This window comes from Sphingopyxis sp. (assembly GCF_050725655.1).
GTDB lineage: Bacteria > Pseudomonadota > Alphaproteobacteria > Sphingomonadales > Sphingomonadaceae > Sphingopyxis.
Genome location: NZ_JBOHHT010000089.1, coordinates 101,102 through 118,698, shown reverse-complemented (window position 1 = coordinate 118,698; position 17,597 = coordinate 101,102). Strand labels below are relative to the sequence as shown.

Annotated in this window: 15 protein-coding genes; 7 read left to right on the top strand and 8 right to left on the bottom strand. The window is 61.8% G+C overall.

What is annotated here, in order from left to right:
- Positions 1 to 60: 60 nt before the first annotated feature.
- Entirely contained in the window at positions 61 to 1,995 is a 1,935-nt protein-coding gene (locus ACREBX_RS13245; protein WP_431562207.1) for a UvrD-helicase domain-containing protein, read from the bottom strand.
- Positions 1,988 to 4,285, bottom strand: a complete 2,298-nt coding sequence (locus ACREBX_RS13240) for an ATP-dependent nuclease (RefSeq protein WP_431562206.1) — start codon at positions 4,283 to 4,285, stop codon at positions 1,988 to 1,990. Before ACREBX_RS13240 ends, ACREBX_RS13245 begins: the two co-directional genes overlap by 8 nt.
- 484 nt (positions 4,286 to 4,769) lie before the next feature.
- On the opposite strand from ACREBX_RS13240, the gene ACREBX_RS13235 reads away from it, so the two are divergent.
- Entirely contained in the window at positions 4,770 to 5,048 is a 279-nt protein-coding gene (locus ACREBX_RS13235; RefSeq protein ID WP_431562205.1) for a UvrB/UvrC motif-containing protein, read from the top strand.
- On the opposite strand, the gene ACREBX_RS13230 is transcribed toward ACREBX_RS13235, so the two are convergent.
- On the bottom strand, positions 5,002 to 5,190 hold the full coding sequence (locus ACREBX_RS13230; protein ID WP_431562283.1) for a hypothetical protein: 189 nt from the start codon (positions 5,188 to 5,190) through the stop codon (positions 5,002 to 5,004). The two genes, ACREBX_RS13235 and ACREBX_RS13230, sit on opposite strands and share 47 nt — an antisense overlap.
- On the opposite strand from ACREBX_RS13230, the gene ACREBX_RS13225 reads away from it, so the two are divergent.
- Positions 5,111 to 5,332, top strand: coding sequence for a DUF3253 domain-containing protein (locus ACREBX_RS13225; protein ID WP_431562279.1), 222 nt, complete (start codon positions 5,111 to 5,113; stop codon positions 5,330 to 5,332). The genes ACREBX_RS13230 and ACREBX_RS13225 overlap by 80 nt on opposite strands.
- On the opposite strand, the gene ACREBX_RS13220 is transcribed toward ACREBX_RS13225, so the two are convergent.
- The 4 genes from ACREBX_RS13220 to ACREBX_RS13205 form a co-directional block, all read right to left on the bottom strand.
- Positions 5,329 to 5,892 (bottom strand): type 1 glutamine amidotransferase domain-containing protein, encoded by a 564-nt coding sequence (locus tag ACREBX_RS13220; RefSeq protein ID WP_431562204.1) that lies wholly within the window; start codon positions 5,890 to 5,892, stop codon positions 5,329 to 5,331. The two genes, ACREBX_RS13225 and ACREBX_RS13220, sit on opposite strands and share 4 nt — an antisense overlap.
- 116 nt (positions 5,893 to 6,008) lie before the next feature.
- The gene (locus ACREBX_RS13215) at positions 6,009 to 6,896 is read right to left on the bottom strand and encodes a DMT family transporter (protein WP_431562203.1); all 888 of its coding nucleotides are present in this window, start codon (positions 6,894 to 6,896) and stop codon (positions 6,009 to 6,011) included.
- 8 nt (positions 6,897 to 6,904) lie between these two features.
- Positions 6,905 to 7,834, bottom strand: coding sequence for a HEPN domain-containing protein (locus tag ACREBX_RS13210; protein WP_431562202.1), 930 nt, complete (start codon positions 7,832 to 7,834; stop codon positions 6,905 to 6,907).
- A 76-nt stretch (positions 7,835 to 7,910) separates the two neighbouring features.
- Positions 7,911 to 8,234: a DUF736 domain-containing protein gene (locus ACREBX_RS13205; RefSeq protein ID WP_431562201.1), complete on the bottom strand. Its 324-nt coding sequence runs from the start codon at positions 8,232 to 8,234 to the stop codon at positions 7,911 to 7,913.
- A gap of 303 nt (positions 8,235 to 8,537) precedes the next feature.
- On the opposite strand from ACREBX_RS13205, the gene ACREBX_RS13200 reads away from it, so the two are divergent.
- The 5 genes from ACREBX_RS13200 (at position 8,538) to ACREBX_RS13180 (ending at position 16,008) form a co-directional block, all read left to right on the top strand.
- Positions 8,538 to 9,206, top strand: a complete 669-nt coding sequence (locus ACREBX_RS13200) for a thermonuclease family protein (protein ID WP_431562200.1) — start codon at positions 8,538 to 8,540, stop codon at positions 9,204 to 9,206.
- Positions 9,207 to 9,488: 282 nt separating this feature from the next.
- Positions 9,489 to 10,070, top strand: coding sequence for an RNA polymerase sigma factor (locus ACREBX_RS13195; protein ID WP_431562199.1), 582 nt, complete (start codon positions 9,489 to 9,491; stop codon positions 10,068 to 10,070).
- Positions 10,067 to 11,029, top strand: coding sequence for a FecR family protein (locus tag ACREBX_RS13190; protein ID WP_431562198.1), 963 nt, complete (start codon positions 10,067 to 10,069; stop codon positions 11,027 to 11,029). Before ACREBX_RS13195 ends, ACREBX_RS13190 begins: the two co-directional genes overlap by 4 nt.
- Positions 11,030 to 11,092: 63 nt before the next feature.
- Positions 11,093 to 14,035, top strand: a complete 2,943-nt coding sequence (locus ACREBX_RS13185; protein WP_431562197.1) for a TonB-dependent receptor domain-containing protein — start codon at positions 11,093 to 11,095, stop codon at positions 14,033 to 14,035.
- Positions 14,029 to 16,008 (top strand): Atxe2 family lasso peptide isopeptidase, encoded by a 1,980-nt coding sequence (locus tag ACREBX_RS13180; RefSeq protein ID WP_431562196.1) that lies wholly within the window; start codon positions 14,029 to 14,031, stop codon positions 16,006 to 16,008. The genes ACREBX_RS13185 and ACREBX_RS13180 overlap by 7 nt, the downstream gene beginning before the upstream one ends.
- Here the strand turns inward: ACREBX_RS13180 and ACREBX_RS13175 are convergent.
- A complete protein-coding gene (locus tag ACREBX_RS13175) occupies positions 15,921 to 17,345 on the bottom strand; it encodes an asparagine synthase-related protein (protein WP_431562195.1) in 1,425 nt (474 codons plus the stop codon). The two genes, ACREBX_RS13180 and ACREBX_RS13175, sit on opposite strands and share 88 nt — an antisense overlap.
- Positions 17,346 to 17,597 lie beyond the last annotated feature (252 nt).

Below are 17,597 nucleotides of genomic sequence, written 5' to 3'. Positions count from 1 at the left end.
CTCCCCAAAAAGCCTACGACCTTCTCCAATGCGCAGCGCCTGATCGAGCCGCGACGGCGGCTAAGCGAGCTCATCCTGCGAGAGAATATCCGCATCCGGGAAGAGGCCGAGTCCGCGAATATGGGCTATCGCCGCTACCGGATCCGCTACGAAAAGAACAACGACCAAATCCTCCCTAGCGCGTGTGCAGCAAACATAGAAAAGCCGTCGAGTTCGCTCGATGCCGGTTTCACCACCCTCCTCCATCGTTTTTATGTCCCGCGCGGATAGCTCTTTCAACCCAAAGTACTTTTCATAAGAGAATTGAAAGTGCGTGCTCTCGTCGTCGTCGAGGACGACAAGCACGCGATCAAACTCGGCCCCCTTCACGCCTTGCTGCGTAGAAAAGGGCGACTCTTCGTTGACATATGCCTGATAAGGTCGAAGTTGATTGGCTGGGCAAGCGAGGAACGCGGCCATCGAAGTGATTTCATTTGAAAGATCTTCGCCCCCCTCCGGATCACCGCCGTCGTTCTCTTCCGCGTCGGGTGCAATCGCCGCAACTTCTTCAAGATAGGCGCTCAACCGAGGATCAAACGCAACCAAGCGGTTTTCTTTCGCAAGCACCAATACGTCGCGGATCGTTGCCTGCGATTCCGGTCCCATTAGTTCACCGACCTGATCGCTCGCAGCCTGAAGTTGCTTGAGGCGATCGGCGACGTTAACGCCTTGGAGCTCTGCCTTTACAAGCAACGGTGTATGAAGGCGAAGTAGTCGCATTGTATCAAAGTCTCGCCCATCGCGGACGGCTTCTGACAGCGGCAGTAGAAACGAAACCAACGGCCGCAGCGGCCAAGCGGTCGCGTCCAGAAAACCATTTTTAAAGGTGTCCGGCGCCTTGTCGTTAAGTGCCGCGTAAAGATCTCCGAAACCCAATCGTTTCGCTGCCATTCGATGCACAATCACTAGCATTTTTACTGGATCGCCCTCAGCGTCGGGCTGCCACATCTCGTCGTCGTTTGCGTTTGCCACCCACGCTCGCACTTGCGCCACGCGTTCATCCCGGTGAGCGTCGTTCGGTAGGACGAACAGTCGTGCTGTGCCTGCGACTGGCACTTCTTCCTCTCCTTCCTTTATCTTTCGGCCGCCGATCTGGACCAGATCATCACCGTCACGCCGAATAGCGTTCGCTAGATTCAATACTGTGGTCGGCGAACGAAAGTTTTCCGGTTTGGGAATGGCCCGCCAATCGTCCGGCTTAGGGACCGTTCCGATTCCAGTGGGGTAGATACGCTGCATTGGGTCACCGAAGAACCCGAGGCAAAAGCGAGCTTTCTCTTGTTGTTGCACCGCAATCAACGCTTCGACAACGATGGGAAACGTGTCCTGGCTTTCGTCTACAAAGACGAACGGGAATTGCTGCGCAACCAAAGTCCGGAAGAGCGGGCGATGAATCATCAACTGCGACGCCATCTTGATGACGTCGTCGTGACCGAGGACACCCTTGGCGTAGTCGCTACCAGTTCCATAAGTGAATGTATGAACCTGAGAGACAGTCTCGCGCTGCTGCTCGTAGCGCGCGGAATCGCGAGCATTCTTTTCTCGCGTTCTCTGTTGAACGCGCGGGCCAAAATCGGCGGCCGCCTGTTGCAATTCTTCGATCCGCTCGTCGATCCTGTTAGCGACCCAAGCTGCGATGTCTTGCTGGAAGCCGCGCGAGATCGACCAAAGGAAACTATGGATCGTCGAGACGTGAACGAGCGTGTTGTTCCCCACGTCCGCCCATATTTCTCCGGCAGCGATTTCGGTATAGGTGATGCATGCCACGCGCTGCCGGCGCAGTCTCAGGCGCTCACCATGCATCGCAAGTATCGAGGCGAGCCCCTTAATAAGGGACGTGGTTTTGCCCGAACCCGCTCCGGCGACCATATTGAAACTAGTCGGCGGCTGCGCTCCAAGACAGTCCCGAAGGTCCACGTCAGCCGGCGTATCGGGCTGCTGCGCGCGGCTATTCACCGCCCGCGGGCCCTTCAATTTCGGCTTCGACTTCCAGATCTACCTGCGCTTTGAGCCAAATGAGACCATCGCGAATATATGCCGGTACCCGCCACTCTTCCGGTCGGGCCGTAAGCACTCCTAGGGCGAACTTGGTCTTGTCGAAACTGTCGCCGCTGACCCGCTTATGGAGTCCCGCCGCTAGGGCCGCGGGATCGGCCAAAGCACCGCGTAAGCGCAGACCCAATTTTCTCTGTTCGGCGTTCTGGCACCATTCGGCGTTCTCGAGCCCGAAAGCTTCTTCCAAAGTCCGCCCAGCGAGCTGAGCGTTATGACCATTCCACAGGACCGGCACCGGAGTCTGATATGCTACGCGGACGCGGGTCATCCCATTCGCCGGTGTTTCCTTTTCCTCATCGGTCGCTGCGAAAAGGTCTGCGATTGAATGCTTGGCCGGAAGCCATTTCACGAGAGTCTGGTTCGACGTGACCGCGTCGGGCACCCCCGGTAAGCATTTCTTACCAAAGCGATGCACGGGCGCAGCATCCGGGACTTGTCCTTCCGGCGCGACTGGGGCAGCCCCGCCTATCAATGCCTCGAAATCATCGGCGGCTTCGCCTTCTTGGGGCTCAAATTCGATTTCCAGTTCGTCATCGTCATCATCATCGCCGCCATGGTCGGCAGGCAATAGGCTGACGCTGTCCACGTCGGTGATGATTAACGTGACGATCCCGAGGAACTCAATAAGCGACTTGAACTTGTGACCAAAGGCGCCGCCCACCTCTAGGATGCAAATGCAGGAAGATCGCAGAGAAGTCGCCGCTTGTGATATCATGATCGGGAGTAGTAGCCGCTCGACGTTGCCCTCGACGAGAACCGCCGCGTCCGAAAAAAACAAATCGCAGTGGGTGAGTTTCAGATACCGTTGCAGGAAATCGCGATGCTCCTTTTCTTCCGAATAAAAAGCGGACAGATTGAGCACTTCGGTAACCTGATCGTTGCCAGCTAACTCACGTCGGAAGTAGCGTATCGGTTGGAAGCCGCGCTCATACAGGATGTGAGGCGAGTGGGTCGTAATGACAGCTTGGGTGGTGAACGACCCTCCGCCCTCACCCGGTATGACTAGCAAGTCGAGAATGTTGCGAATAAACACTTGCTGGAGTTGCGCGTGAAGGTGCGCCTCTGGTTCTTCGATGAATATAAGATGTAGAGGCGCGCGCTTTTCTTCTTCGGCCTTCCAGCGCTCTTGGAGGTCGAGCACTTCGACCACCATATAAATCAGGTTCTTGAAACCGAGTCCGTTATAGGTGTCTGGCAGCATCATTGCCTGCCCGCCTTCGCCCAAAACGTAATGGACGCGCGCGTCCTGTGTCATGATGGACGCAGGGTTGAGGGCCGATTTGATTTCGAGCCGCGGGTTATTTAGGCCGGGGTAACCCAACCGCCCCAGTCGATCTAAAGTATCCTTAAAAACTTCCGCCAGATGCTTATCGAGGCCTACCTCAGATTCGAACAGCGCCTTCAGCGCCTGATGGTCGTCCTGACGTTGATCAAGATTGCGCTGATAGAAGCGGCTTAAACGCTTCGACAAATCCTCTGAACGACCACCGCCGCCGGAGGCTGTTGAATGATCTGCCAAGTGCCGCTGCGCATTCAGGAAATCGACCTTAATGAGCGATTTAAGCACAGCAGCGCCGCCGGGTTCGTTGCCGAGAGGCAGCGGCTGATATCCTTCCACCGCCTGAAACTTCGCATCGAATTGAGCGTGATCAAGGACGAAGTAGTGCAACTCGTACTCACGTCTCAGTTCCTCAAGCAGATAAGCTGACAGCGATTTCGGCCAAGGCACATAGTCGCCTGCGCCGCCAATTAACGCCGCAGCTTTAGCTTGGCCATCATCACGAGCGCTGCGGTAACGCTCGATCAATTCGGCGGCGTTCTTCGGCGCGAATTCTACGCGGACGCCGACGAGCGTTCCGGCCCAGGCGGTTGAAGGCAGGATGGGGATAACGAGATAGAGGTCTTCTGCTGCCACCTCGAACCAAAGGTCGAGCGAGACGGTAGGAAACTCGGCCCCGTCGATCTCGCCGTCTCGTTCGCCGATCTCGTCTAGCAGCGGCCAAACGTGAGAGCTGAAATCGTACAACGAAAAGGCGTCTCTGCCGCCGGAGAGGAACATCTGCATCGCCTGCGTTGCCGACGTTTTCCCGCTGTTGTTCGCCCCAACGAAAATGGAGATGTCGGACGCAAGCTCGACGTGTACGTCCCGAAGTCGCCGGAAATTCCTCAGTCTATAAGAATGTAGGTGCATCGTGTTCCCCCGGACGGAGACTACCGGCTGATAACCCGCTTGGGAATTTTAAACACGCACCGATCTGGTATCTGAATCTGATAGACCGGGCTCTCCTAGCTTCGTCGGATTCCAATACATCTCATGAGCGTCCGCTTTCGGGACGCGAACCGTCGCGGCTGAATGCCAGAGATCAGGCGCAGAGCCGACGCAAAAAAGGCGGCCCGAAAGGCCGCCAGGTTTGTGATGAAGGAGCACCTCCATCGGGTCGCTCGCGGCCCATACAGCAAGGTAGGCACCCCACCGCAGAAATCGACCACGCTTCGAACGAAAGAATCCGGACTGATGCTGTAGCGCAACACGTTGTTTCGCGCGCAACTATTTAATCGTCCGACGCGAGCGGTAGGCAAGAGACGATAGGCAACTAGCAGAACAAGAAACGACACGCGTTTGAGCCATTCTCCGGCGTGGTGTTACCAAAAAACTTCCCGCGCGTTTAGACAGGATGTCGGAAACACTTCGTACTCTGCAGATGAAAATGGAAGCCGCGGCCGAAGCCCTGGATTTCGAAGAAGCAAAGCGGTGCCGTGACAAGATCAGCCTGCTACGCGGAGGCGCGACTGCCGCAGCGGCCGAACAGGCGGATTTGTCCGGACTGAAACGACAGCAGCCCGGATCGATGGGTCTTGGAACGAGCCAACAGCAGATGACACCACCTGAGGGCTGGCAGCCACCGGCTAAACCCGATCCCATGACAACCGGTCGAAGCAGACGGCGAAGATGATGGGAGCCTCCGCGCGGGATGCGATCTTGGCCATGCTCGCAGATCGATCGCCTGAAGCATCGATCTGCCCGAGCGAGGTTGCGCGCGCGGTCTCGACCGACGACGACTGGCGCTCGGCGATGCCGATCGTCCATGCGGCCATCGACTCTCTTCTTCTCGAGGGGCGTGTCCAATTGAGCTGGAAAGGCCGGCCCCTTAAAACGCGCTCCGGACCTTATCGGATAAATTTGCCTGCGCGGCCGCTAGCTTCGGCGGCGCAGGCGAAGAGAACACTCCGAAACTAGCCAGCCAAGGCTCTGTTTTCAGCAAGCGCTTCGACGATCGCATCGCAGAATGCCGGCAAATCATCCGGGCACCGGCTAGTGATGATATTGCCGTCGATGACGACAGCTTCGTCCACAACGTTCGCTCCGGCGTTCGCAACATCGGTGCGGATCGACTTATAGCTCGTCATGCGCTTGCCCTTCGCAAGGCCCGCTTCGATCAGCAGCCATGGCGCGTGACAGATGGCGGCGACTGGTTTTCCGGCGGCGGCGAAGGCCTGAATGAGCGCGATCGCATCCTTCTCTACGCGAAGCAGGTCGGGATTGATCTGCCCGCCGGGCAGCACGAGGGCGTCGTAATCGTCAACGTTCGCGTCGGCGATCTTGAGGTCGACCTCGACGTCGTCGCCCCAATCGTCTTTGTTCCAGCCGGTGATTTCGGCCATTTCGATCGAGGCGATGTCGACGTCGGCACCGGCCTCTCTGAGACGTTCGAGCGGCACTTCGAGTTCGGATTGCTCAAATCCATCGGTCGCCATGATGAGAATGCGGCGTGACGAGAGGGGGGAGGTATTGGTCATGTTGGCAGCTCCTTATTGCTATCCAACCAATGCGCGGCCGCAGGCGAATGTTGCCTTGGCTGCGAGCATGCGACCCGGTTATCGCCCGCCTCGGCGGCGGAAGCGGCGGGCCCTCGCTATCGCACTTCCCGCTCGACGAGGAGTTCGGTTGCAGGCTTCCGCCGGAGCGCAACGATGAGCACGCCGAGCATGGCGAACCCTCCCCCAATCCCCATGCGCAAATCGAAATGGTCGTGGGTGATCAGCACGCCGAGGGCGATCGTGCCTAGGGGGGTCATCAAGGTCAGTGGCGCGAGCAGGTTGGCCTCATAGCGATCGATCAGGTGATAATAGACCGAATGCGCCCCCACCGACACGACGAGCGCGGTGAACAATACGGCGGCAAGAAGGGGCCAACCCGTCGCCATTGCCGACGCCCATTGGCCGTTCTCGACTGCCGCGGAAGAGAGCGTGAGAACGACCGACGATATCAGCCCGACCCATGCCTGGAAACGGAAGGGCGTGACGCCGTCGACCTGCTTCATCAGCACGGCGCCCGCGGTGCCGGCAAAGGCGCTTGCGGCGACGAACCATAGCCCGGTCGAAAGCGACAATCCGTCCGGCCGCCATGTCACGATCAGGACGCCAGCGAGAGTCAACGCGATCCCAAGGCCGCGGCGCCAGTGGATGCGCTCCCCCAATACCAGCACGGAAAGCAGCATCGTAAACGGAACGCCGAGCTGCAATATGATCGCCGCGGCCGAAGGTGATGTCGTCTGAAGCCCGACGAAGAGAAGCGAAAAGCTACCGCCGCCAAGAAAGAGAGCGATCAACGCAATGCGCCACGCCGGTCGCGGCATCGGCAGAAGCCAAGGAAGCATGACGAGCGCGACGACCGCAAACCGGAGCGACGCATAGAACAGCGGCGGGATCGCCCAGTCGGTAACAATGATCTTGCTGAGGACGTTGTTGAACGCCCAGATCAGGCACACGGCAACGAGCAAAAGAAAATCACGGACCCGCATCCCCCCGCCTAACCGGCGGCCCGTGCGGTTTCCTCAAGCTGCGCAATGCGTTCGGAACAGACGATTTCGACTACCGACGCCAGCTCGGCGACACGCGCGCCGAGCCATTCGAGTTCTTCTTCCGAGATCCGATAATGTTTCGAGTAGCGCGCCTTGATGTAAGCCTCTTTCAGCTTCTCGAAACGAGAGCGATCGGCCTTTGCCTCGCGGGGCCATGCCTCGATCAGCCGCGGATCGATGCGTTCGGCTTGGATACGCAATGAACGAAGGTTGTGAACGTGGGGGCTATAGAAAGTGCACACTAGAAGAATGCAGTTGTAGAATCGTTCGGTAGCCTGATGCAAATCGAACGCGGCTTTTTTGAGATCGCCATCGTCTACAGCGTGGCGAAACCCCCGCACGAAACTTTCGGAGCTTGGATACAACTCCTCATAATATTCGCGCGCCATCTCGAGCGCCGCATGCGGCGTCATCGGCTTCGGCTCGTGAAGCTCGGTATCGCTCGACTGGTAGATCGCGATCCCGTCGCGCGCGATATCCATGAAGAAATAGCGCCCCTGCGACAGACTCCCGTTCACCTCGTCGAGACTATGGACGATGAAATTCACAGGCGTCCGGAGAGTCTTCGTCACGCCAAGTTCGCGGCTTAACCGGTCATCGAGCTTCGACCAATATTCGGCGCGATCGGTGAGCCGCTGGTCGTTGACGATAATCAGCAGGTCGAAGTCGGACTGATAGCCCTTTGCCGTGTGCGGCTCGTCGACCCAGCCGCCGCGCGCATAGCTGCCGTAAAGAATGATCTTCTCGATCCGCCCCTTGCGCTTCCAGTCCTGCGTCGCGAGCGCGAGCACATCCTCGAATTCCTCAAAGACGATCTGGACGATCCGCTCGAGTTCGCGCTGCTTGTGCGGGGGGAGATGGTCGAGATTGCTGCGCATCGCATTTACCCTAACAAGGTGGCGGCAGCCTTGCACGTCGAGATTGAACCAGACGCACGGGATGCCGCCACGGTGGTCAATCCGCCGGATTCCATAGCAAGGCATAGACGTCCGGATTATCCTGCCCGGCGGCGCGGCCGAGGTTCGCATAGATGCGCCGCGGCCCGAACTCGGGGGCTTCGAGCGTGAGCGAGACATAGAGATTGCCCGAGGCTTCGCTGCGCCGAAGCCAGCCCGCGCCGCATTCGACGCCGCCCGACCAGACGCGATAATCGGGCTGCACTTCGCCATTCTTGCCCGGATTGGGGCGGATTTCGATGGGAACGCGGATCGAGATGGTGGTGAGCTGGCCGACAAAGCCTTTCTCCATCGTTCCACTGACAAGACCGATTGCGGCCATGATGCTTGCTCCTGCAACGCCCGGAGCCATCCCCGGGGCACCCGCCGCAAGAGACTGGCGGTGAGACTGGCCGCGCACCCGCAGGGCCGAAGCGCCAGCGAAGGACGGCGACGCCCCGGCTTTTTGCGCGCGAAGCGCCCGCGAGGAGGCCGCGCGGCGGCCGGGGAAAAAGGCGGGGCGGCGCCGTTGCGCGCCCGGGCGCGCCAGTCACCGCGGGACCTGCACCGGCTGGCAACGGGGTGTTCTGCAGAGTGGATGTTTGCGGCAAGGATTTGCTCACCGGATCTGGCTAAAGCTGCAGTCATGAAACTCATCCTCGTCGTCGCCATGTTTGCCATCTCCGTTCCTGCACTGGCGCAGGATGTCAGCGGCAGGGCCCGCGCTGCCGACGGAGATTCGCTCGACCTCAGCGGGATTTCGGTTCGCCTGCACGGGATCGACGCGCCCGAGCTCCTGCAAAGCTGCGAGCGCGCCGGAACATCCTGGCCATGCGGCAAGGAAGCCGCGGGTAAGCTCGCCGACCTTGTCGGCCGGGGATCGGTCGAATGCGAGCAGCAGGATGTCGACGATTATGGCCGGATCGTCGCGCGTTGCCGGGTCGGGTCGATCGATCTGGGCGAGGCGATGGTGAGCGCGGGTCTCGCGGTCGCACTTCCCCGGTTCAGCGATCGCTATGTCGCGAGCGAGGCCCGCGCCCGCGATGCTGGTCTTGGGGTATGGGCTGGCAGTTTCCAGATGCCCGCCGATTATCGCGCCGCGCATCCGCGGCCGAAGCTTCGTACCCCGGAGCCGCCACGCGCGTCGATGCCCCGCAGCGCGCCGACCGCTTCGCCTTCCGGGGTCTATTATCGCAATTGCAAAGAAGCCTGGGCGGCCGGCGCCGCGCCGCTCCGCCGGGGCCAACCGGGATATCGGCCCGAGATGGACGGCGACGGGGACGGCATTGCCTGCGAGCCTTATCGCGGCCGCTGATCGATGGCGGGTGCGGCAAGAATAGAATCGATCTGGATCAATCTGTTCTTCGCAGGCTTGCCCCGCCGCTACGGCAAGCTATGCTATCGGGGCATCGGGCCAGAAGGCGCGCGGTGCCGAGTTGTAAGAGGCTCGCTCGGTCCTTTATGATATTCCATCCGTTGCCGGGTGGCCGTCGCGCATGTCCAGGCCTTCGGGCTAAAGGCGGCGGCACATATTTTTCCGAGTATGTTCTTACCTCCCGGCACACTCGCCTTCCGATCCGACCGGTAGGCGATGGACATGGAATTCGACGACGAACAGGAACGCGCGCAAGCCTTAAGCAGTGGCGACCCCATGCCGCCGTCCGACTGGACCGGCTTTGGCCGGTCGGCCAGCATGGAAGCGATCTACAATGCGCATCAACCTGCGCTGATGCGTTATCTGCGGCGCCGCGCGCCGAAACAGGATCTCGGCGATCTCGTCCAGGAATGTTTTCGCCGTCTCGCGATGGCGAAAGGCCAGAAGCTGGCGTTGATCGAGAAGCCCGGCTCCTATCTCGTCAGCACAGCGCGCAACCTGCTCACCGACCGCGCGCGCGCCGACAAAGCGCGCCAGACGTCGCAGCACCATAGCTTCGAGGATGAAGATATCGCCGGCCCTGACCCCCATGCGGCGCTTGAAGCCCGCGACACGATGCGGCGGATCGGTGAGGCCATCGAAAAATTAAAGCCCCAGACTGGTTCCATCTTCGTGATGCATCGGTTCGATGGCATGAGCTATGAGGACATCGCGCAAGCGAAAGGAATCAGCGTGAAGGGCGTCGAATGGCATATCGCGCAGGCGATGATCGCAATCCGCAAGGCGCGGGCCGGCACTAAGTGAGCGACCGCGAGACCGAGGCGGACTATTGGTTCGCGCTTCTGCGCGCGCCCCATTCGGCTGCAGACGAGGCCGAGTTCGAGGCGTGGCGGGCCGACCCTGAAAATGCCGAAGCCTATGCCTTGGCCGAAGAAAACTGGTTGCTGACAACTGGCGTCGCGCCCGAGTATCTTGCTGCGCATCGGAAGGCGGCCGCAGCCCCCGCGCCGGCCGCGCCCGACAGGCGCTGGGCGCTCGCTGCGGCGCTCCTTCTTGCCGTCTCGCTCGCCTTCGGCTGGGTACTCCTCGGCAATCGCGGCTCCGAGCCGATCGTCGCGGGAAATGAAAGCGGCGAGCTACGTCTCGAGGACGGCACCCGCGTCGCTCTGATGGAAGGTGCGCGCATCGAAACGAAATATTCGCCCGGGGAGCGCCGTGTGTTTCTGAGCGGCGGTCGCGCGCGGTTCGTTGTCGCCCATGACGGTGCCCGCCCCTTCCGGGTGGAAGCCGGAGGAAGCGAAACTACGGCTCTCGGCACGATCTTCGAGGTCGATCTGACAGGGCGGCGGCCGGTCGTCCATCTTGTCGAGGGCTCCGTCGAGGTGCGTGCCATCGCCAAGCCTTTGGCCCCGCTCCGCCTCCGCCCCGGCCAGCGCGCATCGATCGACAATGACGCACCGATGCTCATCGAGACGGAGCCGGCGGGCGAGACCATCACCATGCGCAATCCCGTCGACCAAAGCGCCGCGACGAACCTTCTTGTCGCCGACGGCCTGCCGCTCAGTGCGGTCGTCGACCGCGCCAATCGTGCCGGAAGCACCAAGATTGAAATCGCCGATACGACTATTGCCGGGCGTCTGGTCAGCGGACGCTTCGATGTTTCGGATGCGCGATCGCTAGCACGCCAGCTCGCTGCCGCACTTGATCTCGATATGAAAGAGCAGGCGGGCGGCTATGTCCTGATGCCCAAATTAGCCAACTAGGAGTTTTCCCACCCGATACGTCTTGCCCCCTCAGACGGCCATGCAGGCCGCTGGGAGGGAAAAATGAAGTATCGTTTTCTGGCCGCGTTTCTAGCAGCGGGCTGCGCTGTCGGCGCAATTTGTCCGACCACTGCCTATGCGCAGACCGACCAACGCCCCTATGACATAGCGGCGCAGCCGCTTGGCGACGCGCTGCGCGCATATTCGGAAGTCTCGGGACGTCAGATCCTCTTCGCGACGGACCTGGTTGATGGACGGCAATCGTCGCCCGTGCGGGGCAGAATGTCTTCCGACCGAGCCCTTTCGCGTTTGCTTGCGGGATCGGGCCTGGTTCCCGAGCTTGTCGACGGCACGCTCGTGCTTCGCCTGGGAAACGGCGCTGTCGCCAGCACCAGCTCGACTGACGGCGTCGACGATGCCGCCATCATTGTCACAGGTTCACGGATCCGGGGCGCGGGCCCGACCGGGTCGCCTGTCGTCACGATCGATCGCGAAGCGATCGAGAAGAGCGGTTATGGCTCTGTCCAGCAATTGCTCCAGTCACTCCCGCAGGCGTTCGGAGGCGGATCGAACGAGGCCACGACCGGGTCGACGACGCGGAACGGCACGGGCAATGACGCGACACTCGGTTCGAGCATCAACCTGCGCGGTCTGGGAACGTCCTCCACCCTTGTGCTTATCGACGGTGCGCGCCCCGCACTCGGGGGCGTCGGGGGTTTGTTCGCCGACATTTCATTGATCCCGATGGGCGCGGTCGAACGGATCGAGGTTCTGACCGATGGCGCTTCGGCTATCTATGGGGCGGATGCCGTGGCCGGCGTGGTTAATATCCGGCTCCGCAATCGCTTCGAGGGCGCCGAAACGATGCTGCGCGCGGGCACGGCCGATGGCGACATGACCGAGGTTCAATTCAGCCAGCTGCTCGGGAAGCGGTGGAGCGGCGGTCATTTGGTGCTCGCTTATCAATATTCAGACCGCGGCGCGCTCGCGGGCGCAGCGCGGGACTTCGCGCGCGAGGACCTTCGCCCCTTCGGCGGGCCCGATTTTCGCTCGACGACGAGCGTGCCGGGAACGATCCGTGCGGCGAACGGACAAATCTTCGGCATCCCATCGGGTCAGGACGGCACCGCGCTGACCGCTGCGCAGCTGTTGCCAGGTGTGCAGAACCGCCGCGACGCACGCGCGGAAAGCGATATCCTTCCCCGTCAACGCGTGCACAGCCTTTATGCTGGCGGCGAATTCGAGATCAGCGATGGCCTCACGCTACGGGCTAATGTGCTCGCGGCCGAGCGCCGATTTCGCCGGATCGCCAAAGGTGATTTCCTGCGCGTGTCGCGCGTGCCGGTCACCAACCCATTCTATGTCGATCCGATCGGTACAAATCAGCCTATCTCGGTAACCTACAGCTTTGTGGCCGATCTGGGCCCCGACACGAGAACCGGGCGCGTGCGAGCCGTGACGCTATCGGGCGGTCTCGAGCAGCGCCTCGGGCCCTGGCGCATCGATCTCAGCGGCGCATATGGTCGCCAGAAGGGCAAGGCCAAATATCACAATCTCGTCAACAGCGCCCGGCTTGCCGCGGCGCTGGCTGACGCCAATCCCGCGACGGCCCTCAACGTCTTCGGCAACGGGAGTGCCAACAATCCCGCCACGCTCGCGCGCATCCGCGGCACCTATGGAACAATCGACGATTACTCGACCTGGTCGGCCGCACTTCGCGCCGACGGCCCGCTCCTCCGGCTTCCCGGCGGCGATATGCGGCTCGCCCTCGGCGCCGAGTATCGGCGCGAGGCCTATGATTATTTCGTCAAGAACGACATCAGCGCGGCGACGCCGAACAATGCGCCCTATCCCGGCTTTCCCGGCCCACGGCACGTCAAATCGATCTACGCCGAACTGAACCTTCCCCTCGTCGGCGAAGGCAATGCGATGCCTGGAATCCACCGGCTGGAAGTATCGGCCGCCGGTCGCATCGAAGAGTATAATCAGTTCGGCCGGACGAAAAATCCCAAGTTCAGCGCGCGCTGGGAACCTGTCTCCGGCATCGCCCTACGGGGCTCCTTCGGCACGTCGTTCCGGGCTCCGCTGTTCGACGAGCTGATCGGACCCGCGCTTTCGCTCTATTCGGTCGAACGCGTGCCGGACCCGGCTTCCCCGACCGGCACGTCAAACGTCCTCGCGCTGTTCGGCTATGCGCCGAACATCCAGCCCGAAAAGGCGACGACCTGGACCGCAGGCGTCGACATCGCCCCACCGTCGATTCCCGGGCTGAGGGCTTCGCTTACCTATTATGACGTCGACTATCGGGACCGGATCGGAACGGTCACCGAAGATTATCTGCGTTTCCTCTCGAACCGCGACGTCTTTGGCGGGGTCATCGTCGATAATCCCGCGCCCGACCTCGTGCAGTTCTACTTCGACCAGCCGACACTGAGCAATCCGCTTGGACTTGCACCGACCGACATCAAGATCATTCTCGACGGGCAGACCCGCAATCTTTCGGCCGAGCGGCAGCGCGGGATCGATTTCGATGTCGGCTATTCGCCGCAGTTTGCCGGTGGAACGCTCGATCTTGGGATCGGCGGGACGCATATATTTTCGATCATCCGGCAGCTGACGCCGGGCGCTGCCAGCACGGATTTTGTCGGCCTCTACGCAAGCCCGGTGAAGTGGCGGCTGAGGGGCCGCGCGGGCTGGTCGAAAGGAGGCTTTTCGGCAAATGCCTTCATCAACTACACCGACTCCTACCTCAATCAGGTTCCGGTGCCGGCCGAGCGCATTTCCGCCTGGACGACGGTCGATCTGACGGTCAACCAGCGCGTCGGCGACGCGGCGGCAAACCCGGACGGACGTGGGGTGCAACTCGGTCTCAGCATCCTCAATCTCCTCGACAAGGATCCGCCCTATGCGACCATTCGCAGCCAGACGTCGGCGCAAGGCTATGATCCGGAGAAAGCCAGCCCGATCGGCCGGATGATCTCGGTGCAGGCGACGATCCGGTGGTAAGTCGCGTCGCGCTCCTGCTCGCCCTGCTCGCCTCGTCACCCGCGGCAGCGCAGACGACGGCGCGCGACATTGCCGAGACGGCCGACATTTCCGGTGTCACTGCGTCCCCCGACGGCGAATGGGTCGTCTACCGGATCGAGCGCCCGTCGACGCTGACGAACCGGATCGATGTCGACTGGTACATCGTCGCCTCAGATGGCCTGTCTCCACAGCGAGCCCTTGGGCGGACCGGAACGGCGATGTGGGACGATGCCGGCGTCGTCCTTGCAGGCGAGGCCAAATGGGCTCCCGATAGTCGCACACTGGTTGTCCGCGCACTGGTCGACGGCCAGATCGCACTATGGTCCAGCGACGTGGCGGGGTCGGGTTTCCATCCGCTCGCGGCCGGCGAGGGCGACATCGAAGCCTTCGCATTCGCTGCCGATGGCTCGCTGATCACCAGCGAAGGGCCGGCTCGCGACACGCTCGCCCGCGCCGAGGATGCTGAACGTGAATCGGGCATCCTCGTCGACGGGAGTACCGACCTCGCGCAACCGCTCTACCGTGGGGCATCGATCAACGGACGCCCGGCGACGCAGCGCTTCTCGGGCGACTGGTTCGACCGGGCGCCATTATTGGCGGATGAGCCCCGGCGCGTGACCGCGCGTCTGGCGGGAGGGCCGGTCCGCGCCGCAACTGCCGACGAAAAAGCCTTGATCGCGCCACCACCGCACCCCGCCTTGCTAAAGCTTGACGATCTGCCGGTTTCGCTGCGCACGGCGCTCATTACCGAGGGCATCTGCCAGACCAAAACCGGCTGCCCGGCCGATCAGCCTCGGCTGTCATGGTGGATACCGAAATTCGGAGATGGAAGTATCGTCGCTACCCACAACGCCGATTACCGCCAAACCCTTCATCGGTGGTCCGCGACCGACAAGCAGCTCACTCCGCTTGCCACGTCGGAAGGGCAACTCTCGGGCGGGCGCTATCATTTTCAACCCTGCGCCGCAGCAAGGAGCTCTGTGTTTTGCGTCGAAGCGTCGCCGGCACAGCCGCCCCGCCTTGTCCGTGTCGATGCCGATGGCACGAAGGCGATCATCGCTTCCCCCAACCCCAATCCTGACAGCGACGGGCTCCTTGCGGAAACGATCGTTTGGCAGGTGAGCGGCAGCCGTGCGTCGGGCGTATTGATCCGCCCGAAGATCCCCGGACGGCTGCCGCTCTTCGTCACCTATTATCAGTGCGGGGGCTTTTTGCGGGGCGGGGTCGGCGACGAATGGCCGCTCCGCGCGCTCGCCAGTCACGGGATCGCTGCGCTCTGTATCAACGCCGTTCCCAGCAAGGCCGCAGGTCCCGAACGCTATCAGCTCGGAATGAAAGCGATCGAAGCCATCGTTGCCAAGCTGGACGATCAGGGGCTCATCGACAGGAAGCGCATCGGCATCGGCGGGCTCAGCTTCGGAAGTGAAGTTGCGATGTGGACGGCCATGCGGAGCGACCTGGTGAAGGCCGTTTCCATCGCCTCGGTGCAGATGGAACCCGCCTATTACTGGTTCAACGCGCGTCCGGGTCGCGAAACGTTCGCCGCCAATGTTCGCAAGGGATGGGGTGTCGGTCGTCCCGACGAGGATCCGCAGGGCTGGAAGAAGATATCGCCAGCGCTCAATGTCGACGATATCCGCGCGCCGGTCCTCATGCAGCTTCCCGAACAAGAGGCGCGGCTGTCGATCGAACTGCAGAGCAAACTGGCACTCGCCCGTCTCGGCGAAATGCACATCTTCCCCTTTGCGCCGCACCTCAAGGTCGAGCCGCGGCAGAAGCTCGCGGCCTATCGGCGCAATCTCGACTGGTTTCGATATTGGTTGAAAGGCGAGATCGACCCAGACCCGGCCAAGACCGGTCAATATCAGCGCTGGTCTGTGCTGGGTCCGAACGCGGCCTCGGCGGCACGAACCCAAGTTTCGATGTCGCCGATTTCGATGAGGCGGAAATAGTCGAAATCGCCCTCGACGAGATCGCGGGCGAGATAGGCCTCGATCCGCGGCAGGTCGAGTAGGCCGTTGGCTGCAAGCCTCCCTTCGAGCAACAAATCGCGAAGCCTGCTGCGCTGCGCCAGATAGGCCGTCGCGCACAGGGATTCGAGGCGCCCCTTGCCGCGACGCCAGACGATGTCCGCCGGCAACCGGTGGGCGAACGCGGCGCGTGCAACCGCGCGGTCGCGCCCGCCGGTGAACCAGGTCCAGCTTGGGACAGACAGGCAAAACTCCACGACCGGCTGCGACAGGAGGGGCGTGACGACGTCGCGCCCTTGCCAGCGGCCCGGCCGGTCAAGAAAATCGATAATGCGGCGGAGGGATTCAACATGGTTGCGCTTGGCCTGCGATACCGACTTCGCCCTGTCGTCCCAGGGATGAGCGAGCGGCCGATCGGGTAAAGCCGCCGGATCGAGGTACTCCGCGTCGCGGCGCCAGGAAGCGCGCGGTCCCTTTCGCTTTGCCCGCCAAGTGAGACGCGAGGCTTCCCAGATCGTGGCGCCGCTTGCGCGAGATATGTCGCGGAGCACGGCAAATGCTCGCGCACCTATGCCGAATGTCTCGAACGCATCGACGATCGGCGCGACGGTGCCGTCGAACTCGAAGATATTGTCGCCTCCAATTCCACCGAAGATTGCCACATCGGTGTCTTGCACCGCGGCAGCGAAGGCTCGGTCGATGCCGCCGAGCGCGCTATACGCGCCCGGGCGCGCCTGGAGCGTCTTAGGCAACGCAACAAGGTCGATCCCGCGTTCGTCGTGCGCCATTTCGAGGAGCGAGACGCCGCAATGCGCGGCGACGCGGCGCGCATAGAGACGTTCGTCGCCATCCGCCCCGGGCGTCACGAAGGTGATTGCGGAAAAGTTCGCACCCGCTGCACTGAGAGCCGCCGCGACAATCGAGGAATCGAGCCCCCCTGAGAGTTCCAGGAGGATCGAGGGCCGCGAAGCGCTCCAATGCCGAACGCTCCCGAGAATCCTTCGTTCGAGTTCAGGCGCCAGCTCGGCCACGGGCAACGAATTCTCCCGCATGACATGCTCCCATGGCAACCAGGTCGGCGTGACCATGGTGACAGATCCATTGATATCGAGACGCGTGCCGGCGAGGAGTTCGTAGAGGCCCGAGATTCCCGTGCGCTCGGTGCGAAGGTTGATGTGGACCAGGCCTTGCGCGATGAATTCCCAATCGATCGCAGGTCGTCCGAGAAGAGGGACGAGCAGGTCTGGGGCCGACCCGCACAATATTCCCTCTTCGCGATGTGCCCAATAGAATGGCGCGCCGGTGAGCGGCGCGCGCACGACACTGTGACGCGATCCTTGGCGCGAGAAGGCGATATAATTTCCCCAGCCATCGGCGGGCATTGCAACCGTAGCGCCCGAGCGGGAGAAAACGTCACCGACGACAAGTGCTTCGTCCGCCAATCGCGCCACAGGACAGCGCTCATCGACGAAGAGAAGACGATCAGGTTCGACAATGACTGGCGCCAGCCCTGAGCGCTCAGCGGCGGCGGCGATCGCGCCAGCCCGCTCGGCGGGGCCAAAAAATGCGAG